The following is a 26,071-nucleotide window of genomic DNA, read 5'->3' as shown; positions in this document are numbered from 1 at the left end:
ATGGACATTAAATGCCCGCTGACCAGTGGGCAATGCAGTTCACTAGAGTGAGCTGCATTGTCTGTGCTGCAAAGAGTATGAGTGACATACACAAACCGTGGCCAATCAGACAACCACAGATTCTTGGGCAAGGAGCCACAGCTGGCCGCAGCCGGCTAGAGCTTCGGGAAGAGGTTGTCGAGGGTGTCGAGCAGGCGCACGTGGTAGATGGGTTTACGGAACAGATCCAGTACCTGCAAACGTAACAGGTCGCTTACGTCGTCCATGTCGGCATGTCCGGAAATGACAATCACCGGTAAGTGCTGGCGCGAAGTGTGTTCACGCAGACGTTTGATCAGTTCAATACCGCTCTCTTCCGGCATGCGCAGGTCGGTGATGACCAGCGCAATGTCCGGATGTCGGGTCAACTGCAAAAGGGCGAGTTTGACTGATGTTGCGGTATAGCAACAAAAGCCCTCGCCCTCTAGCAGTTCGGTCAACTCCAGCAGTGCATCTTCTTCGTCATCCACTAGGAGAAGCTGTTGGCGGGAAGAAGAAATACTCACACTCTTTAGCCGGCGACAGAAGTCAGTTCAGTAGAGATAGCCTGGAAGATCGATGTCACTGCCGTTTTGATAGGCGTGACGAAGGTGATGATTGCCACGGCGACCATGCCCGCGATAAGTGCGTATTCAATACCTGAAGCGCCCTCGGTGCGTTGTGCAAATAATTTGACCTGGCGCGCCACGAAAAGTTGGGTCGGCACGTACACTTTCAGAACAGTATTTAAAAACATCTGATATCTCCTTAGTGCACCGGTCGGGCACCGCTTAACTTCAAAGTTGCGTGATTTCCATCTGCCAGTACAGCATTGGCAATAAATAACTTTCAAGCAACTGTAAAAAAGCACTAATCATAAAGTATTAATCCAAATGAGAACGCTGAAAATGTGTGGTAAATCAAACTATTCGCAATTAAATAGAGATTTTTAAAGCCGGTAATGGCATTTTGCTTTGCCTGCGCTACGTTCAAATAGCGAAATGGTTCAAACAGCGTTATTGGGTTCGGCTGCCTGATTGCGAATGATTTATTTTTGACCTGCGGTGTGCAGTTGTAAAGGGAGTTTATTAATGAACAATCGACGCAGTCTGGTATTGGCGGCCATTTTGTTTATCGGTGCCATCGCGGCCGGTTATTGGGGGCTGGTATTGACCCGTCAGCAGCCGGTTGCCGAAGTGCCGGTGACCCAGCTGGTCGAGCAGAAGGTTGCCGCAGTTGAGGATACAACCCGCCAGCCAGTGGTGGTATTAGCCCGTGATGTTCCCCCCCATGTGGCCTTGACGGCCGAAGATCTGACCCTGGAAAAACTTCAGACTGCACCCGTTGGCAGCCTGACGTCTATCGATCAGGCTGTGGGCCTTACCCCGTGGCGAGCGCTTGCTGCGGGCACCTGGTTGAGCAAGCAGAGTTTTGAAGTGGGCGGGCCCCTGGCTCGCATGATTCGCCCTGATGAGCGTGCACTGGCCGTGGCCATTGATGAAGTGACCGGCGCGGGAGGGCAGTTAACCCCGGGTGATTACGTCGATATCCTGCTGTTTTTGCGTGAGGACACCGCCAATCCGCAACAGTCCGCGCAAATCGTCCTGCCAGCCGTACGGGTGTTGAGCGTGGGCGATGAGTTGGGCCTGACCAACGATGGCCAACTGGCCAGTCCACCGCTGAATGCCGAAGAAGCCCTCAAGCAAGCGCAACGCCGTGCCACTGCGCGCACCGCGGTGCTGGCGGTTCCAGAACCCTTGATCAATCAACTGATGCTTGCCACTCAGGCAGGTACCTTGCGTCTGGCCGTACGCAGCGCCGAGGAAAAGCGCTTGAGCAAGTACTGGGCAGGGCAGCAGGAGTCGCCCAGCAATATTGAGAACGCCAAGCGCAGCCTGTACCGGTTTAACCAGTTAGCCATGGCCAGCCCGGTGCGAGCACCTGTTGCAGGTAACCCCGTGGCCCAGCGCGAGCGCGGTATTGAAATCATTCGCGGCAGTCAGAACACCCAACGGCCCGCTCAATAAAAATATGATCTGCAAGGGAAGCCCAGCATGAGATACCGTTGCGTTCCGCTGTACAAACGAGCTTTCTGGACGCTGATCTTAAGCAGCCTGCCATTTGAAATGGCACTGGCTGCTTCAAATAATTGCGCTGCACTCGGCCAGTTACCCTCGGTACTGGAAGTGGCCCAGGGGGCCCAGCAAGCCCTGGACTCGCCGGTCAGTATTACCCGTATTGCGGTAGGTGACCCGGCCGTGGCTGATGTGCTCGCCAATGGCAGCAACGCCTTTTTGCTCACCGGTGTTGCGCCGGGAACCACCAGCCTGATGGTCTGGACCGCCTGCTCCAAGGCGCCGCGTCAGAGCATGGTGTTCGTCAAGGGCAAAGCCGCCACCGGCTATACCAGCGCTTCGTTGCCGCCTTCGGCAGATCCGACCCTGCCCAGCCAGGTACAGACCGATATTCGCTTTGTCGAAGTCAATCGCACCAAAATGCAGGAAGCCAGCACCCAGATCTTTGGCATGGGTAAAGACTTTTTGTTTGGCTCGCCCGGTTCGTTTATCTCCAGTGCGGAAAACATCATTACCGGCGGCCCGGTGGCTAACGGCAAGTATTTCAACATCGGCTTCGGCGGTGGCCGGGTCAAGGCGATGATTAACGCGCTGGAGGGCAGCGGTTTTGCCTACACCCTGGCGCGTCCGAGCCTGGTGGCGTTAAGCGGCCAGAGTGCAACCTTCCTCGCGGGTGGCGAAGTGCCTATCCCGGTCCCGAGCAGCGGCAGCGACAACGTGTCGATTGAGTACAAGGAATTCGGTATCCGCCTGACGTTGACCCCGACCGTGGTCGGACGTGACCGCATCATGCTCAAAGTCGCACCCGAAGTGAGTGAGCTGGACTACACCAATGCGGTGAATATCGCCGGCACGCTAGTACCGGGTCTTAACGTTCGCCGTACCGACACCAGTATTTCCCTGGCCGATGGCGAGAGCTTTGTGATCAGCGGCCTGATCAGTTCGCGTAACAGTGCCCAGGTGAACAAATTCCCGGGGCTGGGGGATATCCCCATCCTGGGTGCATTTTTCCGCGACTCCAACACCAGCAGTGAAGAAAAGGAACTGTTGATGATTGTGACCCCGCATCTGGTCCAGCCGCTTGCCGTGAATGCGCAATTGCCAGCCATGCCCGGCGAAAAGCTGCGTAACTACGACCCTAACTGGTACCGCCTGTATTTCCTTGAGAACGGTAAATTCAATACCCGTAGCGGGTTGTCACAATGAGCCAAAGCCTGAGCCAGACCTTTCTCGCGCTGACGCGCAGCAATACCGATCTTGAATGGCTGCAGGGCGCCCTGGCGCCACTTGGCCAGGTCGTGGGCGCAGGCACCAGCAGTCTCGATGAGTTGCTGGCATTGATTGATGTCACTTTCGCCGGCCTGGTTTTTGTAGGACTGGACCGCGAGAAAGTCGTGTCTCAGTGCGCCTTGATCGAGGGCCTGCTGGAAGCCAAGCCGATGCTGGCCGTGGTTGCCCTGGGCGATGGCATGGATAACCAGCTGGTGCTCAATGCCATGCGTGCCGGGGCGCGGGACTTTGTTGCCTACGGTTCGCGCTCCAGTGAAGTGGCCGGGCTGGTACGGCGCTTGAGCAAGCGCTTGCCGCCAGTCACTCCGAACACGGAGCTTGGGGGGCTGACCGTACTGTTCAGTGCCCAATGCAATGCCGACGGTGCATTGCTCGCCTGCCACCTGGGGCTGGTGGTGCAAAAGCATGATCAAAAAACCCTGTTCCTCGATCTGGGTGTGCCCCGTGGCGATGGCCTGACGCAGTTGAGCCTTGAGAGCTCGTTTTTCTTTGGGGATGCCCTGCGTCATCTACGCCGCCTGGACAGCACCTTGATCGACAGTGCATTTACCAAAACGCCGGAAGGCTTGCGAATCCTGGTGCACAGCGACAACGACGAGCCTCTGGAGCAGACCAGCGCCGCCGAGTTGTATATGTTGCTCAGCGCCTTGCGGCAGCACTTCCAGCATATCGTGGTCAATCTGACGGGCCAGCCTGACAGCGAAGCACTGCGCACCTTTGTCAGCCATTGCGACAAGTTGCTGTTTTACACCGATCAAAACGTACTCGATTGCCGGCGTAACCTGGAGGTACTGGGTGTCTGGCGCACCAAGGGCATGAAGCTCGAACACGCGGGGTTACTGGTCGACCGCTATATGCGTGGCGTGGCTCCCGATGCCGATGCACTGGCCAAAAGCTTTGGCTTGCCAGTACTGGCCACATTACCGGCGAGTCCCGAATTACGGATCAATGCGAAAAACCAGGGCATCACTCTGTTTGAGCTGGGCCCGCGGGAAGCCCTGAGCCAGGGTCTGCAAAAACTCGGTGAGCGGCTGGCCAGGCGTTCGCAACTGCCGGGCAAGTCACCGGCCAAATCCGCTAGTTGGCTCAACCGCCTGTGGGGGCCGAAATGACCGGGGAACAGTTGTTCGGCTCGGGCCTGTACAAGGACGGGCGTGCGGACCATGACGGTCTGAAGCTGGTACTGCATCGCTATATCATTGATGCCATCGAGGAGACCGGGAAGAACCTGCTGGAAGATTCACGCCAGGTCCTGTCGCAGTTTGTCACCGAGCGGGTCGCGGAATACGTGTTGCGCCTGCATCTGGCCATTTCCCGTTACGAGATGGAGCGCCTGGCTGAAGAAATCGTCGACGAACTGACCGGTTTCGGTCCCCTGGAAGTGCTGCTGCGTGACCCGGCGGTGACCGAGATTCTGGTCAACGGACCGCACCGGGTGTTTGTCGAACGCGAGGGGTTGCTCAGTCAAAGTGATCTGCGCTTTATCGACGATCATCACGTCGAGCGGGTGATGCAGCGCATTCTGGCGCCGCTGGGCCGGCGCCTTGACGAGTCCTCGCCGATGGTCGATGCGCGCATGCCTGACGGCAGCCGGGTCAACGCCATCATTCCGCCCATTGCTTTGGACGGTCCTTGCCTGTCGATCCGGAAATTTCGCAAGGACATGCTCAAAAGCAGCGACCTGGTGGCGATGCAGACCATTGATCAGCCGATCTACGAGTTTTTCCAGGAAGCGGTAGGCAAGCGCTGCAACATCTTGATCAGCGGCGGTACCGGCACCGGTAAAACCACGCTGCTCAATATTCTGAGCCAGTTGATCAACCCCCACGAACGTCTGGTCACCATCGAAGACGTGGCGGAGTTGCAGCTCGGCCATCCCCATGTGGTGCGTCTTGAAACCCGGCCGCCAAATGCTGAAGGCCACGGTGAAGTCAAATCCAGCGACCTGATCCGCAACGCCCTGCGGATGCGCCCGGACCGCATCATCCTTGGCGAAATTCGGGGTGTTGAAGTGCTCGACGTACTGACCGCGATGAACACCGGTCACGACGGTTCCATGAGTACTGTGCACGCCAACACCGCACAAGATGCGTTGCTGCGCCTGGAAACCCTGGTGGGTCTCACAGGGCGTACGGTGGCGGAAAAAACCTTGCGTCAGATGATCTGTGCCGCGCTGGACGTGATCATTCAACTGACCCGCATGCCGGATGGCCGGCGCTGCGTCAGTGAGGTACTGGAAGTGGTCGGGGTACGTGACGATGTTTATGTCACCAACACCCTGTTCCGGCTGGATAAACGCACCGGTTTTGGCTTTATGCGCGAAGCCTTGAACCCGGCAGGTGACAAGTTGCGTCGTGACCCCATTTTGAATGCAAACGGCTGAGGCGCGCCCATGATCCCGGCCTTGATACTTTTTCTGATCAGCTTTTTGATGTTCGTGATGTCATTGACGCTGGTCTACCGCGCATTGCGAGACCCGGCAACCAACAGGGTGCTGGACCGCTTGGGTGAGGGTCAGCCGCGACCGCTGGAAACACCTCTGAGTGTGGCATGGCTGGACCGGGCCTTTTTGCAGGCCGGTATGGGCCGTCCTTCGGAACGTCTGGGGTTGTGGTTGGCGATATGGGGCGCTGTCGCAGTGTTGGCCGGGCTGATGGGCGGCTGGGGTTTTTTCCTCCTTTTGTTGCTGCTGCCGCCGTTGCTTTTAAAACTCTATGTCAGCTGGCGATACCACCGTCGGGTGCGGCGTATGGTCGAACAATTGCCGCAGTTACTTGATCACTGTGTGCGCAGCCTGAAGGCGGGCCGCACCTTGTCCGATGCGGTGCTGCACGCGATTGAGGCGTCGAATGATCCGCTTAAAAGCGCCATCAGCCGGGTGGCGCGCAACGTGCACCTGGGGGTGAGTCTGCCCGATGCGGTGGAGGATTTTGCCGAGCTGTATGAACGCAATGAATTTCGTATGTTTGCCCTCGGATTGAAGGTCAACCATCGCTACGGCGGCAGCGCCAGCGAGTTGCTGGAAAACCTGATTGTGCTGATTCGCGAGCGTGAACAAGGTGCCCGGAAACTCAAGGCCCTGACCGGTGAAACCCGCATCACGGCAGTGGTTCTGGCGGTGTTGCCACTGTTGGTGGGGGGCTATTTCATGATCACCAACCCCAGTTACCTGACCAAGGTGTGGCAGGATCCGAGCGGTCAGCACATGCTGCTCACCGCCTTTGCAATGCAGGCTATCGGTAGCCTGGGACTGTGGCGCATGGTGCGGAGCGTATGACATGGCCTTGCTGATTTGTTTGATTTTATTGATCGGCGCTCTGGGGCTGGTAATTAACCATGTGATCCAGGAGCGGCTGAGCCAGCAGCGGGTGATGCAGCGTCTGGAGGGTGACAGGACCGGTCCCGGCAAACTAAGCCTGTGGATGCGGGCAGTGGGTAGCAGCAAGTTTGGCCAGCGCTCGGTTTCGATGGACAGCGAAACCCAGGTCCTGCTCAACCGCGTGGGCTGGCGCACCGCCAGTCAGCGGTCATTGTTTGCCGCGTTCCAGATCGGTACTCCGGTTGCCTTTGCCGGGCTGATCTTTCTGGGGCATGAATTGTTCTTTCCCGGTTCGGGAAATCTGATGCTTGTACTGCTGTTTGCGCTTGCCCTGGGGTATCTGATTCCCAAGCGAATGTTGGCCTACGTGGCGAAAAAGCGGCAGCAAGAAGTGGCGGTGGAGGTTTCAACCTTCATTCCGTTACTGCGCATCCTGTTTGAATCCGGCATGGCAGTCGAGCAGGCGCTGCGGGTGTTGAGCCTGGAGGGGCGGCAATTGCTGCCGGTACTTACTGCAGAGTTGCGGGTGATGCTGGCCAGGGTGGACTCGGGCCTGGAGTTGAGCCAGGAGCTCAACAAAACCGCAGCCTTGCTGGATGTGGACGAATTCAACGACACCTGCGTGATCCTGCAGCAATTGATTCAACAGGGCGGCGGGGCGATGAAATCGTTGCAGGCGCTTAAAGAGCTGCTCGATGACCGGCGCATGACGAGTCTGGAGGAATACATCTCGAAAATGTCGGCCAAGATGTCGGTGGTCATGATGGTGTTTCTGTTTCCGGCGCTGATGATTGTATTGGCCGGGCCGAGTTTGATGGCTATCGCAAGGGCCTTTACCTCTTGATCAGGAGTATGAGTATGAAAGCTGTCATTGCCGCGTGTGCGCTGCTGATGTTGGGCGGTTGTGCGACAGGGGGGCAGGGTAATTCGCCGTGGTCGAGTCTGACCGGCAGCAGTTGCGCCAAGTTGAGTGATGATCAGGAACTGTCGATGAGCCTGGCCGACGACATGGCCAAGGAGGGCAAGCTGCACGCCAGCCTGGCCAACCTGCAAGGTCTGCCGGAGCGTTACGCCCAGGTGCAACTGCGCAAGGCCAGAATCTACCGGCAACTGGGTCGCAGTGAAGCCGAGCCTTTGTATCGCGGGTTGCTGGGCTCCTGTCTGGCGGCCGAAGGTGAGCATGGCCTGGGTCAGCTGGCAGCAGGGCGGGGTGATAACGCGCTGGCGACCACTTATCTGGAGCGTGCGGCACGCATGGCACCGACCGATGACAAGGTGCGTAACGATCTGGGGGTGGTGTATCTCAATCAACTGCGCCTAGACGAAGCGCGCTTTGAGTTTTTGACCGCTCTGGAGCTCAAGCAGACGGATTCGCTGGCGGCGCTGAACCTGGTGACCTTGCTGATTTATCAGGATCAGTGGAACCAGGCCGCAGAACTTGCGAACCGTGCCGAATTGACCCCTGCGCAAGTGGGTGATGCCCAGGCCAGGGCGCAAGCCCTGAAAACCCAAGCCAAGACAGCCAGCAATCAAGTGGCTGCGATCAAATAATGCGTTGGAGGTGTGCCATGAGTCTTTATATTCGAGTCGGTGTGTTGTTGGCCGTGCTGCCGCTTGGCGCCTTTGCCATCGGGCCGGGACCTGTGTCCAGAGCCCAGCAGGACACCGAAAACTGGCTGCAGCTTCAGGTCAGTGGCCGTGCCCAGTCACCGATCCCCCAGACAGCCACCCCGCAAGAGCGCGAGCTCAGCCTGCAACGCTGGCTGGACAGCTACACCCACCCTATTCCTGAGTATTACAAACAGGATGAAGGCGGTAGCGGCAAGTCGGATTGATCAATGTGGTCAAGGCCCCTGTTCCATCCAGTGCGGGACAGGGGGGCATAGCCTGGATAACTGATCAGCCGTCAACCATCTGCCGATGGTGTTGGCCGGAGGAGTTGGGGGACAGGGCAAGGGCCAGTTGGGTGCGGTTGTTCATGTGGGTCAGGCGCAGCACTTGCGACACGTAGAGTTTTACGGTGTTTTCGGTAATGCCCAGATCACAGGCGATCTGGTAGTTGGTCTGGCCTTTGCTCACCAGCTTGGCAACGTCCAGTTGGCGTGGCGACAGTTGTTTGAAAATGGAGGGGATCTGAACCCCGGAACTGTCGCCCGAAGATGGAGACGTTATTTGGGAGGGGCGGCGAGCTGCCGCCATATCTTGATAGAGGTCGTCGATGGACTCGGCCAGATATTGCAACTTCTGGTTCAGATGCCCCAACTGGTAACTCTTGTGCTGTTCGCGAAGAATTTCTTCCTGACGCTGAATACCTTCAAGTAACTCACTTAGATCGACGGGCTTTTGATAGTAATCGGCGATGCCAATACGCAGCGCTTTGATCACGTCTTTTTTATCTGAACGACCAGTCAATAAAATGCTTTCAAAGGCGCGCTGTTTTCCGGCAACTTTTTGCAAGTGTTGAGTGAGTTCGATTCCATCCATGTCGGGCATGTGCAAGTCGCACAGCACCAGGTTGATATTCGAGTCGGCGGTGAAAGCACTTATGGCATCACGACTGGATTGGCAAGGTACGCAACCATAGCCGCTGCTTTCCAGGAACTCGCATAGCTCTTCGACAATTAATGGTTCATCATCGACGACGAGTATTTTTATTTTGAACGTTGGTGTTTTCACACGGTTCTCCATCCTGGTAAACCAATCATGGACATCTTGCATCGACATCTTGGGCACCCGCTTGAGGTGTCTGGTTTAAACGTAGACCTACTTTACGACTATGTACAAGGTGTTAATCCCTCAAACTGACGATGGCAGTAACATCACTGTCAGGGTGAAACCACCTAACAAGAAGGGTGCGTACGGAAGTTTTTTTGACAGTGCGGTTTTGTCGTTATTGGCGTCTGACTTAAATCGTTGATTCACAACAGGCAGAATTTTTGACGCTACCAGCCACCACAGGGCAGTACATAAACTGGCGCCGATCACGGTACCTAAAATTGTCAGACGGTCGGTTGCCAGTGCCAGGGCAATCAGCAGCTTTACATCACCGGCGCCCAGCTTGTTCAGGGCATAGCCGGGAAGTGTCAGTAACAAAGCGATCAATAGCGCCCAGCCGCCTTCACCGGCGCTGGCGCCAAGCCAGGTGCTACCCGTCCAGAGCAGATACAACAACGCCAGCGCCGCACCCCCAAAGGTCAGGATATTGGCAATCTGGCGCTGGATAAGGTCTTGGGTGGCGCAGGCGAAGAACCAAACAAACACAACGGATAAATGGATCACGTAATTAACATCCCTTTTTACCAATGATTCTATGATGATATTACTTTAGATTGACAGGGTGGACGCAGTCATGAAAACAGGCCTTCCTAAAAAACAAAAAGGCGCCGCTGCCATTGAGTTCGCGCTGGTATTTGTTGTTTTTTTTGCGGTGCTTTATGGCGTACTAAGTTACAGCTTGCCGTTGTTGCTGATGCAGTCATTCAATAACGCCACCGCCGAGGCGGTGCGCCGCAGTGTGGCGGTCGATCCTTCGCTGACGGCGGCGACTTATAAATCCACGGTTGAGGCATTGGCCACCAGCGTGCTGAACGACAAACTGAGCTGGGTCCCTAAAACCGTGGCTACAAGCCTGGTCAAAACTGCAACTTATGACGCCACCAAAGGGGTACTGACTGCGACTGTCAGTCTGCCGTCCGTTGCGTTGCGCAGCATCATGCCGGTACTTAAATTTGGAACTATTACCGTACCTGATCTGCCGAGCTCCTTGACGGTGACATCGAGTATGAAATTTTGATTCACGGTGAACGATTCTTCGGGCGCCTGCTCGGCGGCTTCGGCGAGCAGGCGCCTGAATCCCCTGGCCTGCAGTGGCGAACCGATGCGGGCATACAGCTGGTGCTCGATCCGCAGGGGCGGGTGATTGACGCCCATGGTCTGCAGCGCTTTGGCCTGGGGCTGGCTACAGGTGAAGGAACGCCGCGTCTGTTGCTGGACTATCTGGTGCCGGGCAGCACCCAGGCCCTTGAAGGTGTGCCGGCAGACTGGACCGGGCACAGCCTTGATCTGGACTTTCAAGGGCCGGGCCTGAACGTGCTGAACACCCGGGGCTGGGTGCAGCCCCAGGGCGATCACTGGCTGTTGCAGCTGCTGGATATCAGCGATTTACGGCGCCACAGTCAGCAAGCCGGCAGCCGCGAACAATGCATGCAACTGGCCCTCAGCATCACTCAGCAGCTGCGCCAGTGCAGCGCTGCCCGCCTGCCTGAAGTGATCCATGAAGCCCTGCGGTGTGTGGCCCAGCAGTGGCGTGTGCCCTGCGTGGCGCTGGCCGTGCGCAGTGATACCGCCCTCGGCTGGCGTCTTTACAGTGCTTACCACGCTTTTGATGCGCCGCTGTTGTGGACGTCCGGGCAGACCGTTGGCGAGGTTCTCGATGATCTTGACGCAACAGCGCCCCGGCACATAAATGCGGATCTTGAGAGGAGCCGTAGCCCTTTGCTCAACAGCCTGTTTGGCAATGCCGACGGTTTGTTGGTGCCATACCGTGATCAACGCGGGCAGTCTGTCTGGTTGCTGCTGGGTTTTTACCCGGCGGCGCAGCAGCGCCGGTTGATGAGCGACAGCGACTGGTTGCTGGTGTGTGCGGCGATGGCCGGGCCTTTGCAGGACCGTATGCGCGATCAGCAGCACACTGCGCAACAGGAACGCATGGTCGCGCTGCAAGAGCTGCTGGGTACGGGCTGGTGGGAGTGGTTGCAGCCTTCCCGGCAGATTCAGCTGGCAGCACAATTGAGCGCCAGTCTGTTGCCCGAGCTGGAGCCTGCGGCATTGACCCGCGAGGCGTGGCTGGCGCTGTTTCACCCAGCGGACCGGGATGAAATCAGCAGCGGTTTCAATGCGCTGCTGGAGCACGGCAAAGCATTGCTGTTGTGCGCGCGGGTGCATCAACCCCAGGGCGGGCAGCCTGCGCGGTGGTACCGGATACAGGGCCAGGTGCTGGGGGCTGGCGCAGGTCGGCGCATAGTGGGTTACATGCTCGATATCAGCGACATTAAAAACCAGCAACTGCAAGCCGCTGCCGCCCATGCGCGACTGGACAACCTGATTGCCAGCTCGCCCGCGGTGATTTACGTACAGCGCTACGACGAAGGCGCCTTGCTCCCCGCTTTCTTCAGCGACAGCTTGCAGCCTTTGCTGGGCTGGAGTCTGGACGACTGCGCAGGCGGCGCCTTGATCGAGAAGATTCACCCCGACGACCGCGAGCAGTATTTTGAACGTACCCGCCAGCTGCTGCGCCAAGGCAGCAGCCGCAGCCGCTATCGCCTGCGCGACCGCAGTGGCGAGTATCACTGGTTGCTGGATGAGGCCAAACTATTACGCGATGACCTGGGGCTGCCCGTCGAGGCGGTGGGTTTATGGCTGGATATCACCGAGACCACCGAAGCGGCCGATCGGGTCAAGCACAGCGAGGAGCGTTACCGGATACTGGTCGAAGATTCCCCGGCGATGATTTGCCGCTACTTGCCGGACCTGACCCTGACTTTCGGCAACCGGCCACTGGCCACTTATCTGGAATGCACCCCGGAGCAATTGCCGGGGATCAGCCTGGGGGATTGGCTCTCATCGGAGCAGCGTCAGTTGTTTGCCCGGCGGATTGCCAGCTTGAGCCCGGAGTTTCCGGTCAGCACGGCTGAAATCAGCCTGCAACTGCCCGGGCGTGAACACGCGTGGTGGGTCTGGTCGGATCGCGGGGTGTTCGATGCCCAGGGCCAGTTGCTCGAAATCCAGGCGGTAGGTCGCGACAACACCGAAGTACGGCGCTCGCAACAGCAACTGACCCATGGCGCGAAGATGGCCACCCTCGGTGAAATGGCCACCGGCCTGGCCCATGAGATCAACCAGCCGCTGAATGTGATGCGCATGGCGATCGTCAACGTGCTCAAGCGCCTGGGTAACGGCGATGTGCAGATTGATTACCTGACGGAAAAACTCACCCGCATCGATTCGCAAATCCAGCGTGCTGCGCGGGTGGTGGACCATATGCGGGTGTTCGGCCGGCGCTCCGAAATCGAGCAGCAAGTATTCAACCCGGTGCAGGCACTGGAAGGCACTTTGGCCTTGCTGGGCGAAGGCCTGCGTAGCAAAGGGGTCGAAGTTCGCACTGAAGAGCTGGTGTGTAGCGTGCAGGTGCGCGGCCACGCTGATCAGCTGGAGCAAGTGCTGATCAACCTGCTGGTCAATGGGCGTGATGCCTTGTTGAGCAAACGCGAGACGGACCACGACTTCCAGCCCCTGATAACCCTGAGCGCCGAAGCAGACAGCAGCCATGTACGCCTTTGGGTCCAGGATAACGGCGACGGTATCGACCCGCGTTTGCTGGAGCGCATCTTCGAACCGTTCTTTACCACCAAGCCCGTCGGCATTGGCACTGGCCTGGGCTTGTCGGTGAGCTACGGCATTATCGACAACATGGGCGGGCGGTTGAGCGTGAGCAACAGCGCAACCGGGGCCCGGTTTTGCGTAGAGTTGCCGGTGTCAGAAGGCTAGAGGCCAGCCGCCGCTGACGAGGTGCGACAGAAGATGTGATGGACTTGGTTGCCCATCGCATCTTTGCTCCCCGTGCGGCTATAGGTGTCGCGGGTCAGAGCACCAGTTGGGCGCGTCCGCCCTGGCCGCAGGAGAGGTTGGCGCCAATGTCGACCTTGTCGATGGTTATCCCCAGCACATTAAGGATGTTGTTTAAAAGCGGGTCGACAATCGGGCTAAGCAAAGTACCGATGATATTACTGATGGCCGTAATTAAACCGTTCAATATATTGCCGATACCCACGAGCAGATTGCCCAGGGCGCTGGTGCCTGTGGGTTTATAGACCGCCAGCTTTATACCTTGCAGCGTGGTTTTAAGCGTGCCCACCAGATCTTTTGCTTCTACGGTGAAAAAAAGCGGCTCCTGTTTTACTTCGGGTGGTTGATTGTAAGTATGGGTCTGGTAGGGAGCGGTAAGGCTGCCAATACTGGTGTCTACCATTAGACCAATCCCGCCACCATAAAAAGGTACCCGGGTTTTAGGGTCGCATACTTTGAATAGAACCAGCCCCGAGCAGGTGACGGAACCAATATCAACGATGGGCAATGGCTTGATGGTGACATCGCCGGTTGAAGAGAAGGCATTGGTCATGTCAATACTTCCGAACTTGACCTTTACCAGGGCTGCATTGTTCGCGACAGTCAGGCTTTTTGTGGTCGTACTGGGGCATGAGTAATCAGTGACATAGGAGTTGGCGCTGGCGAGCTCAAGGATAATGTCGATCTTGGAGGCAGGAAGTACTTTGAGGTCGGTTTGCTTGCAAGGAAGTATCACCAGGCACAGGACCGACTCAAGGGTGGCAGCCAGATTGAGGCTTAGTAAACTGTTCAGCGTATTGGTCAGGGGGCCGACCAGGTTATTGAGAACGTACGCGACTGCCGGGGTATCGAGCACTGGCAGGCTGATGCTTACCCCCGCCCGCAGTTGTGCAGTACGCACGTAGATCCGGGACGCAGGATCGGTAGGGTTGGCCTTGGCCTTTGCCGGATCACCAATGGCTGAAAGCTGAGGTGGCTCGATGACTTTTAATTTCACCACGCCATTGATCACGCCCGGAACGTTCAGCGGGACGGTAGCCACTACGCCATTATTGATGTTGGCGAGCTGGACAAAAGCCTCTACTAACTGGAAGACATTCAAGTTGGTGTCCAGCCCCGCGCCACTTGTACCCGTTTGCAGTTTCAATATATCGGCCAGTTTGACCTGAATACTGCCCACCGCAGCTTTAAGTCCGAGGAGCCCGTCAACGGCCACACTGGTGGTATTGCCATTAAGCGTCAGCACTTTAATGGCCGTGTCGATAAGTTTTGTGAGTTGTATTTTAGTGTTCAAGACATCGGTATAACTGCCGGCATTGATGTTTAAATCAATGGCTAACTGATCCAGATAACTCAGCAAGTTGATCTTGCTGTCGACCAGACCTTGCCAGCCCGCAGCGCTTAGATTGAGCGAGCCTCCCAGCAGCCCGCCCCATAGTGCGTTAAGTACCTGGGATTTTGCAGAGTCAATGTTTACGGCAGTGCTGCGAATCGTAAGTTGAGCCAGTAACCCCTTTGGTGCAGCCCCCACTGCACTCGCAGTTAAATGGGTATCGAAATTAAACTTGCCCGTGGAAAACATGCTCCACAACCCGCCGGCGACACTGGTGGGGACGGTGGTGGTGGCGATAACGCGGATGGCCTCGGTTTGGCTGTTGTCTGCCTTGAAAGTGCGCAGGTTGTCGCTTCCCGTCACCAGGGTGCCGCAGGTGGTGCTTACTTGCTGAACAGCCCCGGGTATGAAGCTGTTGCGGGTTGCACTGTCCTTGGCGTAGGTCAGTGCGGTACCGGTCACGCACGAGCCTCCCCGGCTGATTGTCTCCAGCACCGCCATGTCCGCCACCCGTTGCAATTTGCGTTGCTCCAGGTAAAGCCGTCCGCTGTCGACCACCAACAACATGAAAATCAGCACCATGCCGAGGACGACTACGGCCATCAAGCCGATTGCGCCGCGCTGCTGTCGGGGGCCAGAAAAACGAATACCACTTAGACGGGGAGACATCGAGCACTCCTGATACTGGAACATGGTCCAGCGCTAACTCTCCAAAGTTTACCGAGTGTAGCCAAAAAGTCGACGAAGCGCTGGCCAGTTGCCAGTTTTATATGGGTGATGTGAACAACTGTGCAAAAGTCATTGATATCTGAAGAGATAAAACGTGTAGCAGCTAACTTGCTCGCGAAAGTATTAATCCATTCTTACTTGTATACATCGCGAGCAAGTTATTAATGATACGCCTCAAACCTTACTTGGGCGGATAGTTGCCGAGAATTTTATTCACCGCTTCATGGATGGCAGCGCTGCGCTCGGCAGGGGTCGGGCTGTTGTCGACGATTTTTTCTGCGCTGCCACGCCATACCAGTCTGCCGTCTTTGGCATCGATCAAGTCGATTTGCAGGGTGCCCACCTGATAAACCACATTACGGGTTTCGTTGTACATCGGTGCGCCCCAGTAACCTTCCCACGGGCCACCGGCATAGCCCCAAGGTCCGCCCCATGGGCCGCCATAGCCGTAGTTGGTGACAATTTGTTCCTGGCGGTTGGCCACGATCAGATAGGTTTGCACCAGCAGGTCCGGCTTGTTGCCCGCCGTCACAGGGCGCAGGCCACGCTGGTCGAGGCCACTGCTCACGGCCTGCATGATCCGTTGCTCGGTCAGGTCGCTTTTTAGCATCAGGCTATTGGGCTGGTATTGCAGCGCCGGGTCTTTCCAGGCCCAGGTCTGAAACCTGGCAAAATCGACAGAAGGGTTGTAGTCGCTGGTGACCTGCATGGACTCGCAGGCGCTGAGCAGCAGGGCCAGGCCCAATAGTGCAATGCGACGTAGCATGATGATATCTCCGCTTCAACATTCAAACTTACTGAGGTGGGTAAGCCTGCACTGCCTTTTTCAGTGATTCGCGCAGGGCGTCACTACGTTCGCTCAGGCTGCCTTTGCTGCTGGTTTCTGCACTTGAACTCCATACGGGTTGACCGGTTTTGCCGTCGTAGAAATTGAGTCGCACCACCATGACTTCAACTTCGTAGGTGCGTACCACGGGGAACGAGTTGTACATCCCGTACTGATTGCCGTAACGGCCATAACTGTTGCCGTAACCGGCTCCATAACCATAGTCGTCCTGCACCTGACGCAGACGTTTTTCTGTATGTAAATCAGCGCTCACCCACAAGTCTGCCGGGCGGCCCGGCTGGGCAGGGCGCAAGCCGCGCTGGTCGAGGGCGTTATTTACCGCCTCGGCGATTTGTGCCGGGTCAGCCCAGGCCGTGCCGGCCGGCAGGCGGCCATTGAGCCAGGCCCAGCTTTGATAGCGCCCGTAATCCCGTGGCGGCGCAGGGTAGGCGCTCAAGTCCAGGGTGTTGGCTGTCTGGGCCGGAGCGGGCGGCATCGGCAGTGCACTCGGGGTATAAGGGTTCGGGCTCTGGCAAGCCACCAGCCCGAGGCTCAAGACAACTAAGGCGAAACGGCGATACATGTTGTTCTCCCGAACGGGCGGTTCAAACCGGGCGGCACACCCAATGCAGATAACGTCCCAACCCGGCAAAGGCTGGGTGGCGACGGTGGGCCAGCTCCATTTCTACCAGCGCTTGCAGCTCGGCGCGGGCCTGGAACTCCACGGGCATGTAGTCGTGAAATACCCGCACACCGCTTTGGGTTTCGACCTGCCACAAGCCTTCGAGCGCAGTGGCCAGTTCCCGTGGGTCCAGGGGTTGTTGCGGGGTGAGGCTTTGTTTTTCGCCGGCCATATCGTTCTTGCGCATTTTGCGGAAGTGGCCTTTGAGCAGGTTGCGATAGATCAGTGCGTCGCGGTTGTAGAACGCCAGCGACAGCCAGCCGTCCCTGGCCGTGAGCTGGTGCAGTACGGGCAGAATGGCGTGGGGTTCGGCCAGCCATTCCAGCACCGCATGACACAACACCAGGTCGTAAGGCTCGGTCAGCTGGCCCAGCAGCTCTTGCCACGGCGCCTGAATGAACGTGCCGTTCTGGCCCGCGTCGGCAAAGCGCTGGCGCGCACCTTCGAGCATGGGCGCTGCCGGCTCGGCCAGGGTTACGTCGTGCCCCTGCTGGGCCAGCCATAGCGACATATGGCCCAGCCCGGCGCCGATATCCAGCACGCGCAGGGGGCGGGCGGGCAGTGACTCTGTAAGGTCGGCCTGAAGTACGGCCAGACGAATGGCACCCTTGGCGCCACCGTAGATTTTTTCGGCGAAGCGGGTCGCCAGTTGATCGAAGTGACGGTCACTCATTTGCTGAAACGCCTTTCGCTGTCGGCCAGTTTGTTGCGCACCACTTCGTTCATGTCCAGTCCGAGTTCGCTGCACAGCAACAGCAAGTACAGCACGATGTCCCCCACCTCCTGCCCGGCGTGGGCCAGTTGGTCGGCGGGGAGCTGGCGCGATTGGTCTTCGCTTAGCCACTGAAAAATTTCCACCAGCTCGGCCATTTCAACACTGGCCGCCATGGCCAGGTTTTTCGGGCTGTGGAACTGTTTCCAGTGATTGTTATCGCGGATGCGGTGCAGGCGTTTGGTCAGTTCGTCGAGGTTCATCGAGGGTGTGCTCTCCAGAAGGCGCAAAGCTTGCGGCCGAACAGAAGTTGGCGCAAGTGAAAGGCGCTACTAGCCGGTGGCTATACCCTGTGGGCGCTAGCTGATCGGCCGCCAGTTGCCGGACATGTGCAGCAGATCGCCGTGGCCGTTGAGCTGGAAGTCGCCGCTGGAGCCCGCCGCGCTACTGAGCAGGATCACCTCACTGGGCAGACGTACCGGCTTTTTGAAGGCCACGCTGATCTCGACGTTGGCCTTGGGCAGGTGCGAGTCGAGGGCCGCCAGGGCCCGGGCCTCGAGCCACAAACCATGGGCGATGGCGCTGGGAAGGCCGAACAGTCTGGCGCTGGCGGCACTCAGGTGAATGGGGTTGTAGTCGCCGGAGACCCTGGCATAGCGGCGGCCGATATTGGCCGGGGCGAACCAGCGGGTCAGTTCGTTCATCGCCACCGGTTGCTGTGCACCGGGTTGCGCTACGTCGCCCGGCAGCTCGACGCCTTTGCACAGCAAAGTGCTGTCGGCCTCCCACAATGGCCCGATCAAGTCGTCAACCTGGGTGACCACATCGAAGGTGGCGCCCTTGGCGTGTTTTTGCAGGTTGTGGACAAATACCCCGATGCGCAATTGCGTTACCCCGCCCATCGGGCGCAACACGCGAATGCGATTGGTCAGGTGAATCAAGCCCAGCAGGGGGAAGGGAAAGCTCTTGTCGGTCAGCAACTGCATTTGCAGACCGAACGCCAGAACATGGGGATAGGTCGGCGGCAGCAGCGGCCCTGGCGCCAGCGCGCAGACGTCACGGAACGCGGCCAGCGGTCTGGCCTGGACCTCTACCCAGCAGCGCAAACCCTGTTCTGGCAGGGTGTTGCCGGTGATTTTACGTTTGGCCGCCGCATGGGCGTACAGCGCGGGTAAATGCGGAGGGTTACCGAGATCCAGCCAATTCACGCTCATGGTTTATGCCCCCAGAATACTTTGACCGCATACCCGCAGCGCTTGCCCGCTGACGGCCCCCGAACCCGGCTGGCTGAGCCAGGCTACGGCTTCGGCAACGTCCTGGGGCAGGCCACCCTGGCCCAGCGAGCTCATGCGCCGGCCTGCTTCGCGCAGGGCAAACGGAATGTGGGCGGTCATTTGGGTTTCGATAAACCCCGGCGCCACGGCATTGATGCTGATGCCGCGCTCACTCAGCAGCGGCGCCCAGGCCTGCGCCAGGCCAATCAGCCCGGCTTTGCTGGCGGCGTAGTTGGTCTGGCCGCGATTGCCGGCAATGCCGCTGATGGAGGCGAGCAAAATGACCCGGCCGTTATCGCGCAGGGTGCCGCTGTCGAGCAGGGCTTTGGTCAGCACTTGCGGTGCGTTGAGGTTGACCGCGAGCACTGCGTCCCAGAATTCGGGGGTCATGTTGGCCAGGGTTTTGTCACGGGTGATGCCGGCGTTATGCACCACGATGTCGATGCCATCCGGCAACTGCTGGATAAGTTGGGCGGCGGCGTCAGCGGCACATATATCCAGAGTGATACTGCGTCCGTCCAGGCGTGCAGCCAAGGCGTCGAGGTCAGTCTTGGCCGGTGGTACATCCAGCAGGATCACTTCGGCGCCGTCCCTGGCCAGGGTTTCGGCAATGGACGCGCCAATGCCACGGGCGGCGCCGGTGACCAGTGCCTTGCGTCCTGCCAGCGGCCGGGTCCAGTCCTGAACCCGGGTGGCGCAGGTGCCAAGGCGTATGACCTGACCGCTGACATAAGCACTTTTGGGTGACAGGAAGAACCGCAGGGCGCCTTCAAGCTGGTCTTCGGCACCCTGGCCGACATACAGCAGCTGCAAGGTGCCGCCGTTGCGCAATTCCTTGGCCAGTGAGCGACTGAAGCCTTCAAGGGCGCGCTGGGCACTGGCAGCGAATGGATCGCTCAATGTTTCAGGCGCCCGGCCCAAAATTAGCAGATGGGCACTGTGCTCAAGGCTGCGCAGCAAGGGCTGAAAGAACTCGCGCAACTGTTTGAGTTGGTCGGTGTGCAAGAGCTCGCTGGCGTCGAACACCACCGCCTTGAGTTTGGGGCCGGTACCTGGAATCCAGGGTGTGGCGACCAGGGGTTCAGGCCCGTAACTGAATGCAGCGTCGGTCAGTTTGGAAGCAAAGCTGTTGACCTCTGCGGCCAGGCTACCGCCGCCAATCAAGAGCGGCCCCTCGATGGGGCGTAGCCGTCCAGCCTGCCAGCGTTCCAGTCGCACCGGTGACGGCAGCCCCAACGCGCCGACCAGACGCTGGCCGAGGGATGAGTTGACGAAGTCGATATAACGGTCTGACATGGAACACTCTCCGACAGATTGGGTTCAAAGGGTTGACCACAAACACGGGTGGGTCGTTCGTTATCAGCGATAAGACCTACGCTTGTTACGAACATTGACCGTAAGAGAATAGGGTGAATCGTATGAGTCTGCGTCGTGTAGCCATTATTGGCGGTAACCGAATCCCGTTTGCCCGTTCCAATGGGCCTTATGCGAATGCCAGTAATCAGGACATGCTGACCGCCGCTCTGGAAGGTCTGATCGAGCGGTACAGCTTGCACGGGCTACGGATGGGGGAGGTGGTGGCCGGGGCGGTGCTCAAGGATTCCCGCGACTTCAGCCTGACCCGCGAGTGCGTGCTGGGCTCCCGGCTGTCGCCGCAAACCCCGGCCTATGACGTGCAGCAGGCCTGCGGCACGGGCCTTGAAGCTGCATTGCTGGTGGCCAATAAAATTGCCTTGGGGCAGATCGAATGCGCGATTGCCGGTGGCGTCGACACCACATCTGACGCGCCGATCGGCCTGAATGACGGGCTGCGTAAATGGCTGCTGCAGTTCAATCGCACCAAGGCACCTGTGGACAAGTTCAAAACCTTGCTGCAATTACGGCCGCACTTTTTGAAGCCCGAGTTTCCGCGTAACGGTGAACCGCGTACCGGGCTGTCGATGGGCCAGCACTGCGAGCTGATGGCGCAAACCTGGAACATCCCCCGCATCGAGCAGGATGAGCTGGCCCTGCACAGTCACCAGGCATTGACGGCGGCCTATCACGCGGGCTGGGAAGACGATTTGATTACGCCGTTTCTGGGCTTGAGCCGCGATAACAATCTGCGTCCGGACCTGACCCTGGAGAAGCTGGCGGCCCTTAAACCGGTATTCGAGCGAAGCGCCAAGGGCACGCTGACGGCCGGCAACTCGACACCGCTGACCGACGGCGCTTCTGTGGTGTTATTGGCCAGTGAAGAGTGGGCCCGGGCACGTGGTCTGCCGATTCTGGCGTATTTTCGCGACGGCGAAACGGCAGCGGTGGATTTTGTGCATGGCGCGGAGGGTTTGCTGATGGCCCCGGTGTATGCCGTCCCACGACTGCTGGCGCGCAATGGTCTGACATTGCAGGACTTTGACTACTACGAAATTCATGAGGCCTTTGCGGCACAGGTGCTCTGTACCCTGAAGGCCTGGGAAGACGCAGACTATTGCAAAACCCGGCTTGGCCTTGATGCCCCGCTGGGTTCTATTGATCGCAGCAAGCTCAACGTCAAGGGCAGTTCACTGGCAGCGGGGCATCCGTTTGCCGCGACGGGCGGACGGATCCTCACCAACATGTCCAAGCTGCTCGCCACCGCCGGCAAAGGCCGGGGTCTGATCTCGATTTGCGCCGCAGGCGGCCAGGGGGTGACGGCAATTATTGAGCGCTGAGCCGAACCCAGTGGAGCTGGCAAGCCAGCTCCCGGAGCATTGTGCAGGTTAGCGGGCGGGCGCGATGGCCTGGTTTTGAGCGGCGGCTTGTTCTCGGTTACGGGTGGCGTAGCTTTCAGCCATCACCGAGCAGACGATCAGTTGCAGCGGGTGGTAGATCATGATCGGCAGCAGAATCAGGCCCAGCCCCGGGTTGGCTCCAAAGATCAGCGCTGCCATGGGGGCGCCGGCGGCCAGGGATTTTTTGCTGGCGCAGAACACGGCGGCAATTTCATCTGCAGTGCTGAATTTCAGGGCCCGAGCGGTGCGGGTGGTCAGCCACAGGATAACCGCGAGCAATAGCGCACTGCCGGCCAGGGCGCTGAATATCACCGAAGTACCCTGTTGTTGCCACATGCCGGAGACCATCGAGTTGCAGAACGCGGCGTACACCAGCAGCAGAATCACCACTTTGTCGGCGATGTTGGTATAGCGCTTGTGGCGGGCGAAGAAGCGTCCAATCAGCGGGCGCAGTAGTTGGCCCAATACCAGTGGTAATAACAGCATGGCGCACAGATCGAGCAAGGTTGAGCCCAGATCGATCCCTCCGGCGCCGCTGCCGACCACAAAGCTGACCAGTAACGGGGTCAGGAATATCCCCAGAACGCTGGACAGGCTGGCATTGAGAATCGCTGCCGGCACGTTGCCGCCCGCGCTCCCGGTGAGTGCCACGGAGGATGAAATGGTCGAGGGCAACGCGCACAGGTAGAAGAACCCCAGCATCAGCAAGGGCGGGATATGGGCGCCCAACAGTTTGTTGGCCACCACCCAGATCAGCGGAAAGGCAATAAAGGTGAAGCCTTGCACCATGAAGTGCAGGCGAATGTTTTTCAGGCCGTGGCTGATCTGTTCACTGGACAGATTGACCCCGTGCAGGAAAAACACCAGGAACACGCCGATATTGATCACCCACTCGGCATGCATGGCGCCGCCGGTGCTGCCGAAATGGGGGAATACATAGGCCAGAAATGTCGCTAGCAGCATCCCGCACAGAAACCAGTCGGTGAACATTCGTTTGAGATGTTTGAGCACAGGCATTCCGGGCACCGCGATATTGTAAGAAATGATGACTTAGCCTAACGTCGGATTTATCTGACGTCTTGCGATATAAGGCCAACCAATGCCGCCAAACGGACAAGCTAGCGCCCAGCGTGCCATTCCGGTGCTCGATGTTTTGCCGCGGCCGCTGTATGCCCGTGCCGAAAGTCTGGGGGCAGGTTCGTGGACGCCGCGTCACCGGCATGACTGGGTGCAGTTTTCGTACGCGATCAGTGGCGTACTGGGGGTGCACACGGATGAAGGCAGTTTCTTTGCCCCGCCGCAGTGGGGGATCTGGATACCGGCAGGGCTGGAGCATGAGGTAGTCACCTCGACCCGGGCTGAAATGCGCAGTCTGTATATACGCCGGCAGGATTGCCTGTGGGCGCCTGAGCATTGCCGGGTCCTGGAGGTAACGCCGCTGGCCCGGGAGTTGATCAAGCACTTCTGCGAGTTGCCGGTGGAGTACCCCGAAGGCGGCAGCCCCGAGCAGCGCCTGGTGCAGGTGTTGCTTGATCAACTGGCGGCCTTGAATCAGGTCGGCTTCTCGCTGCCATTGCCCCGGCATGTGCGGTTGCTGGGCCTGTGCAATGAGCTGATCGCATGCCCGGATGCCGAGGTCAGCCTGAGCCTGTGGGCTGAGCGCCTGGGAACTTCGCAGAAAACCCTGATGCGTTTGTTTGCCCGTGAAACCGGGATGAGTTTTCGCCGTTGGCGTCAGCGCATGCGTTTGCTGTCCTCGCTCAGGGTGCTGGAGGAGGGTGGCAGTGTGACGGGCGCCGCGTTGTCCTGTGGCTATGACTCGACGTCGGCCTTTATTGCTGCATTCAAAAAAATGTTCGGCTTTACTCCGGGCGAGTTGTTCAGGCATTGATTCGCCCGTTATGCGGGATGCTCCTGCAAAGGACAAAAGCGCTCCCGGCGGGGGCGGCATGACCGCTGGTTGGATTAGACGATGCTCTAAAGTTTGCGCTCGTCTATCATTCGGGACGGCTGGCGCAGGAAGCGACTTTCCGGATTTGTTGGCACATGGAGTGCACACAAGCGACTCTTAACACGGCCCCCCTCTCCCCGTGGTGAGTGGATTGCCGTATAACGAGTGACATTCGCGTGTTTGGTAATAAAGGACCCACAATAAAAGCTGATGAAGACTCCAAAACGCTTAGAACCCCTGATCGAAGACGGTCTGATCGACGAGGTGCTGCGCCCACTCATGAGTGGCAAAGAAGCAGCTGTGTACGTAGTCCGCTGCGGCAATGAGCTGCGATGCGCCAAGGTTTATAAGGAGGCTAACAAACGTAGTTTTCGCCAGGCCGCCGAATATCAGGAGGGTCGCAAGGTTCGCAACAGCCGTCAGGCCCGAGCGATGGCCAAGGGCTCGAAGTTCGGTCGTAAAGAAACCGAAGATGCCTGGCAGAATGCCGAAGTGGCAGCACTGTTCCGTTTGGCGGGTGCCGGAGTCCGGGTTCCCAAGCCGTACGACTTCCTGGAAGGCGTGCTGTTGATGGAGCTGGTGGCCGATGAGTACGGTGATGCTGCGCCGCGTCTGAATGACGTGGTGCTGGAGCCGGATCAGGCCCGCGAGTTCCACGGGTTTCTGATTCAACAGATAGTGCTGATGTTGTGCACCGGTCTGGTCCACGGTGACTTGTCCGAATTCAACGTATTGCTGACGCCTACCGGGCCGGTAATCATCGACCTGCCGCAAGCGGTCGATGCTGCGGGCAACAACCACGCGTTCAGCATGCTGGAGCGTGACGTGGGCAACATGGCTTCCTACTTCGGACGTTTTGCCCCGGAGCTCAAGACCACCAAGTACGCCAAGGAAATGTGGGCGCTTTACGAAGCGGCTACGTTGCACCCGGGCAGCGTGCTGACCGGTGAGTTTGACGAGCCGGACGAGCTGGCCGATGTTGGCGGTGTGATGCGCGAGATTGAAGCTGCGCGTCTGGACGAAGCGTTCCGTCAGGCCGTACGTGCTGCGGACGATGCGCCACCGAGCAAAGCCGAAGAGCCGCCTCCACCCTGGATGCAGTAATTCGATGAATAAAAAATCCGGCCCAGGCCGGATTTTTTATGGGCGCGGCCCAAACCCCGCCGGAGCGGATGAGGGGGCGGGCTGGTTTAAAACCGGTTCAGGGGAATCTTCAGACTGCACAAACCGCTGTCATCGGCGGGCGGCAGGTTACCGGCCCGAATGTTGATCTGAATGGCCGGAATCAAGAGTGCCGGAACCCCGAGCGTCGCGTCGCGTGCGGTGCGCATGTCGACGAAACCCGCCAGATCAACGCTGTCGTTGACATGGATATTGCTGGCGCGCTGTTCGCCGACGGTGGTTGACCATGTGGCTTCGCGTCCTGCCGGCGGGTAGTCATGGCACATGAATAGTCGGGTCTCTGGCGCCAGGGCCAGCAACCTCCTGATCGATTGATACAACTGTTGCGCATCGCCCCCGGGGAAGTCGCAGCGGGCGGTGCCGACATCGGGCATGAACAGGGTGTCGCCCACAAACAGGTTGCTGTGTTCTACCTGATAGGCCATGTCGGCCGGGGTGTGCCCCGGCACGTGCAGTGCCCGTACGTGCAGGCGGCCAATGCGGAACTCCTCATCGGGCTGGAACAAATGGTCGAACTGCGAACCGTCCAGTTTGAATGCCGGCTCAAGGTTGTAGATGTCACGGAACACACTCTGGACCTGGGTGATCGGCGCGCCGATGCCGATCCGGCCTCCCAGGGTACGCTTGAGGTAGGCGCTGGCAGACAGATGATCGGCATGGGCGTGAGTCTCCAGCAACCACTGCACCTTCAGGTCATGGGCCTGGACGAAGGCGGCGATCGTGTCGGCGCCTGTCGTGCTGATACGCCCGGCAGCGGCATCGTAGTCGAGTACCGGGTCAATGATTGCGCACTCGCCACCGTCAGCCTCATAGACCACGTAGCTCACGGTCGACGTTACGGCGTCGAAGAAACCTTGAATTTCGGTGTGCATGAAGGTCCTCCCATGGATCAGTAAATACTCAATATATTGAAACATATATTATCGGGTCGTAGACTGTCGATCATCACGTCCCGGAGCTTTCCATGTCTGCTCAGCTAACCAGCGAAGAAATCGGACTTCTGCGCGACTCTGCGTCCAAAGCCTGCACGCTACTCAAAGCCCTGGCCAACGAAGACCGGCTGCTGCTGCTTTGCCAATTGACCCAGGGCGAACGCAATGTCGGCGAGCTTGAGGCGCTGACGGGCATCAGGCAGCCAACGCTGTCGCAGCAACTCGGGGTGTTGCGTGATGAAGGCATGGTCAATACCCGTCGCATGGGGAAGTATATTTTCTACTCGCTCGCCAGCTTCGAAGTGGTCTCGGTGATGCAAACCCTGTCAGGCTTGTACTGTGGGCAAGCGCTTAAAAAGTGACGGTTACTC

Annotated in this window: 27 protein-coding genes; 14 read left to right on the top strand and 13 right to left on the bottom strand. The window is 58.5% G+C overall.

Going from position 1 to position 26,071, the window contains the following annotated elements:
• Nucleotides 1-155 precede the first annotated feature (155 nt).
• Nucleotides 156-545, bottom strand: coding sequence for a response regulator (locus FEZ21_RS00960; RefSeq protein WP_191985160.1), 390 nt, complete (start codon nucleotides 543-545; stop codon nucleotides 156-158).
• Nucleotides 546-550: 5 nt separating this feature from the next.
• Nucleotides 551-775 (bottom strand): Flp family type IVb pilin, encoded by a 225-nt coding sequence (locus FEZ21_RS00955; RefSeq protein ID WP_003439249.1) that lies wholly within the window; start codon nucleotides 773-775, stop codon nucleotides 551-553.
• Nucleotides 776-1,109: 334 nt separating this feature from the next.
• Here FEZ21_RS00955 and cpaB point away from each other — a divergent pair, with 334 nt between their 5' ends.
• From cpaB to FEZ21_RS00915, 8 genes are read left to right on the top strand one after another with little or no spacing between them, the layout of a single operon-like run.
• Nucleotides 1,110-2,045 carry a Flp pilus assembly protein CpaB gene (gene cpaB / locus FEZ21_RS00950; protein WP_010656224.1) on the top strand — a complete coding sequence of 312 codons (936 nt, stop codon included), beginning with the start codon at nucleotides 1,110-1,112 and terminating at the stop codon, nucleotides 2,043-2,045.
• A gap of 27 nt (nucleotides 2,046-2,072) precedes the next feature.
• Nucleotides 2,073-3,299 carry a type II and III secretion system protein family protein gene (locus tag FEZ21_RS00945; protein ID WP_003439253.1) on the top strand — a complete coding sequence of 409 codons (1,227 nt, stop codon included), beginning with the start codon at nucleotides 2,073-2,075 and terminating at the stop codon, nucleotides 3,297-3,299.
• Complete coding sequence (locus FEZ21_RS00940; RefSeq protein ID WP_003439255.1) at nucleotides 3,296-4,495, top strand: pilus assembly protein CpaE; 1,200 nt, start codon at nucleotides 3,296-3,298, stop codon at nucleotides 4,493-4,495. Before FEZ21_RS00945 ends, FEZ21_RS00940 begins: the two co-directional genes overlap by 4 nt.
• Complete coding sequence (locus FEZ21_RS00935) at nucleotides 4,492-5,766, top strand: CpaF family protein (protein WP_003439258.1); 1,275 nt, start codon at nucleotides 4,492-4,494, stop codon at nucleotides 5,764-5,766. Before FEZ21_RS00940 ends, FEZ21_RS00935 begins: the two co-directional genes overlap by 4 nt.
• 9 nt (nucleotides 5,767-5,775) lie before the next feature.
• Complete coding sequence (locus tag FEZ21_RS00930) at nucleotides 5,776-6,660, top strand: type II secretion system F family protein (RefSeq protein ID WP_127195756.1); 885 nt, start codon at nucleotides 5,776-5,778, stop codon at nucleotides 6,658-6,660.
• A 1-nt stretch (nucleotide 6,661) separates the two neighbouring features.
• Nucleotides 6,662-7,546 carry a type II secretion system F family protein gene (locus FEZ21_RS00925; protein WP_003439262.1) on the top strand — a complete coding sequence of 295 codons (885 nt, stop codon included), beginning with the start codon at nucleotides 6,662-6,664 and terminating at the stop codon, nucleotides 7,544-7,546.
• A gap of 14 nt (nucleotides 7,547-7,560) precedes the next feature.
• Nucleotides 7,561-8,253, top strand: a complete 693-nt coding sequence (locus tag FEZ21_RS00920) for a tetratricopeptide repeat protein (RefSeq protein WP_127195757.1) — start codon at nucleotides 7,561-7,563, stop codon at nucleotides 8,251-8,253.
• Between the two features lie 17 nt (nucleotides 8,254-8,270).
• Entirely contained in the window at nucleotides 8,271-8,537 is a 267-nt protein-coding gene (locus FEZ21_RS00915; RefSeq protein WP_003439272.1) for a DUF3613 domain-containing protein, read from the top strand.
• Nucleotides 8,538-8,601: 64 nt separating this feature from the next.
• Here the strand turns inward: FEZ21_RS00915 and FEZ21_RS00910 are convergent, their stop codons facing one another.
• Nucleotides 8,602-9,390 (bottom strand): response regulator transcription factor, encoded by a 789-nt coding sequence (locus tag FEZ21_RS00910; protein WP_003439273.1) that lies wholly within the window; start codon nucleotides 9,388-9,390, stop codon nucleotides 8,602-8,604.
• Nucleotides 9,391-9,498: 108 nt separating this feature from the next.
• Nucleotides 9,499-9,981, bottom strand: coding sequence for a prepilin peptidase (locus FEZ21_RS00905; RefSeq protein WP_003439276.1), 483 nt, complete (start codon nucleotides 9,979-9,981; stop codon nucleotides 9,499-9,501).
• Nucleotides 9,982-10,051: 70 nt separating this feature from the next.
• Here FEZ21_RS00905 and FEZ21_RS00900 point away from each other — a divergent pair, with 70 nt between their 5' ends.
• Entirely contained in the window at nucleotides 10,052-10,495 is a 444-nt protein-coding gene (locus FEZ21_RS00900) for a TadE/TadG family type IV pilus assembly protein (RefSeq protein ID WP_010656221.1), read from the top strand.
• Nucleotides 10,492-13,248, top strand: a complete 2,757-nt coding sequence (locus FEZ21_RS00895; protein WP_160626264.1) for an ATP-binding protein — start codon at nucleotides 10,492-10,494, stop codon at nucleotides 13,246-13,248. Before FEZ21_RS00900 ends, FEZ21_RS00895 begins: the two co-directional genes overlap by 4 nt.
• 94 nt (nucleotides 13,249-13,342) lie before the next feature.
• Here FEZ21_RS00895 and FEZ21_RS00890 read toward each other — a convergent pair whose 3' ends face one another.
• The 7 genes from FEZ21_RS00890 to FEZ21_RS00860 all read right to left on the bottom strand — a co-directional run bounded on the left by FEZ21_RS00890 (nucleotide 13,343) and on the right by FEZ21_RS00860 (nucleotide 20,178).
• Nucleotides 13,343-15,328 (bottom strand): pilus assembly protein TadG-related protein, encoded by a 1,986-nt coding sequence (locus FEZ21_RS00890; RefSeq protein ID WP_127195769.1) that lies wholly within the window; start codon nucleotides 15,326-15,328, stop codon nucleotides 13,343-13,345.
• Between the two features lie 241 nt (nucleotides 15,329-15,569).
• On the bottom strand, nucleotides 15,570-16,154 hold the full coding sequence (locus FEZ21_RS00885) for a DUF4136 domain-containing protein (protein WP_003439285.1): 585 nt from the start codon (nucleotides 16,152-16,154) through the stop codon (nucleotides 15,570-15,572).
• A gap of 28 nt (nucleotides 16,155-16,182) precedes the next feature.
• Nucleotides 16,183-16,797, bottom strand: a complete 615-nt coding sequence (locus FEZ21_RS00880) for a DUF4136 domain-containing protein (RefSeq protein ID WP_003439287.1) — start codon at nucleotides 16,795-16,797, stop codon at nucleotides 16,183-16,185.
• A 22-nt stretch (nucleotides 16,798-16,819) separates the two neighbouring features.
• Entirely contained in the window at nucleotides 16,820-17,569 is a 750-nt protein-coding gene (locus FEZ21_RS00875) for a methyltransferase (RefSeq protein ID WP_003439288.1), read from the bottom strand.
• Nucleotides 17,566-17,871, bottom strand: a complete 306-nt coding sequence (locus FEZ21_RS00870; RefSeq protein ID WP_003439290.1) for a MazG-like family protein — start codon at nucleotides 17,869-17,871, stop codon at nucleotides 17,566-17,568. Before FEZ21_RS00870 ends, FEZ21_RS00875 begins: the two co-directional genes overlap by 4 nt.
• A gap of 96 nt (nucleotides 17,872-17,967) precedes the next feature.
• Nucleotides 17,968-18,822: a MaoC/PaaZ C-terminal domain-containing protein gene (locus FEZ21_RS00865; protein WP_010656216.1), complete on the bottom strand. Its 855-nt coding sequence runs from the start codon at nucleotides 18,820-18,822 to the stop codon at nucleotides 17,968-17,970.
• Between the two features lie 3 nt (nucleotides 18,823-18,825).
• Nucleotides 18,826-20,178 (bottom strand): 3-oxoacyl-ACP reductase, encoded by a 1,353-nt coding sequence (locus FEZ21_RS00860; protein WP_160626263.1) that lies wholly within the window; start codon nucleotides 20,176-20,178, stop codon nucleotides 18,826-18,828.
• 122 nt (nucleotides 20,179-20,300) lie between these two features.
• On the opposite strand from FEZ21_RS00860, the gene FEZ21_RS00855 reads away from it, so the two are divergent.
• Nucleotides 20,301-21,575 carry an acetyl-CoA C-acetyltransferase gene (locus FEZ21_RS00855; protein ID WP_003439295.1) on the top strand — a complete coding sequence of 425 codons (1,275 nt, stop codon included), beginning with the start codon at nucleotides 20,301-20,303 and terminating at the stop codon, nucleotides 21,573-21,575.
• Between the two features lie 48 nt (nucleotides 21,576-21,623).
• Here FEZ21_RS00855 and FEZ21_RS00850 read toward each other — a convergent pair whose 3' ends face one another.
• Complete coding sequence (locus FEZ21_RS00850) at nucleotides 21,624-22,652, bottom strand: bile acid:sodium symporter family protein (protein WP_010656215.1); 1,029 nt, start codon at nucleotides 22,650-22,652, stop codon at nucleotides 21,624-21,626.
• Nucleotides 22,653-22,734: 82 nt separating this feature from the next.
• Between FEZ21_RS00850 and FEZ21_RS00845 the strand changes: the two genes are divergently transcribed.
• Both FEZ21_RS00845 and FEZ21_RS00840 read left to right on the top strand, forming a co-directional pair.
• Nucleotides 22,735-23,526 (top strand): helix-turn-helix domain-containing protein, encoded by a 792-nt coding sequence (locus FEZ21_RS00845; protein ID WP_003439300.1) that lies wholly within the window; start codon nucleotides 22,735-22,737, stop codon nucleotides 23,524-23,526.
• Nucleotides 23,527-23,796: 270 nt separating this feature from the next.
• Entirely contained in the window at nucleotides 23,797-24,690 is an 894-nt protein-coding gene (locus tag FEZ21_RS00840; protein WP_003439301.1) for a PA4780 family RIO1-like protein kinase, read from the top strand.
• 86 nt (nucleotides 24,691-24,776) lie between these two features.
• Here FEZ21_RS00840 and FEZ21_RS00835 read toward each other — a convergent pair whose 3' ends face one another.
• Nucleotides 24,777-25,640 carry an MBL fold metallo-hydrolase gene (locus tag FEZ21_RS00835; protein ID WP_003439302.1) on the bottom strand — a complete coding sequence of 288 codons (864 nt, stop codon included), beginning with the start codon at nucleotides 25,638-25,640 and terminating at the stop codon, nucleotides 24,777-24,779.
• 92 nt (nucleotides 25,641-25,732) lie between these two features.
• Here FEZ21_RS00835 and FEZ21_RS00830 point away from each other — a divergent pair, with 92 nt between their 5' ends.
• A complete protein-coding gene (locus tag FEZ21_RS00830; RefSeq protein WP_003439303.1) occupies nucleotides 25,733-26,062 on the top strand; it encodes a metalloregulator ArsR/SmtB family transcription factor in 330 nt (109 codons plus the stop codon).
• Nucleotides 26,063-26,071: the final 9 nt, after the last annotated feature.

Origin of the sequence: Pseudomonas sp. 9.1(2019) (assembly GCF_009910445.1) — a bacterium.
GTDB classification, from domain to species: Bacteria; Pseudomonadota; Gammaproteobacteria; order Pseudomonadales; family Pseudomonadaceae; genus Aquipseudomonas; species Aquipseudomonas paraversuta.
The sequence above is the reverse complement of the archived record's forward strand: the minus strand, read 5'-3'. Positions and strand labels throughout refer to the sequence as shown.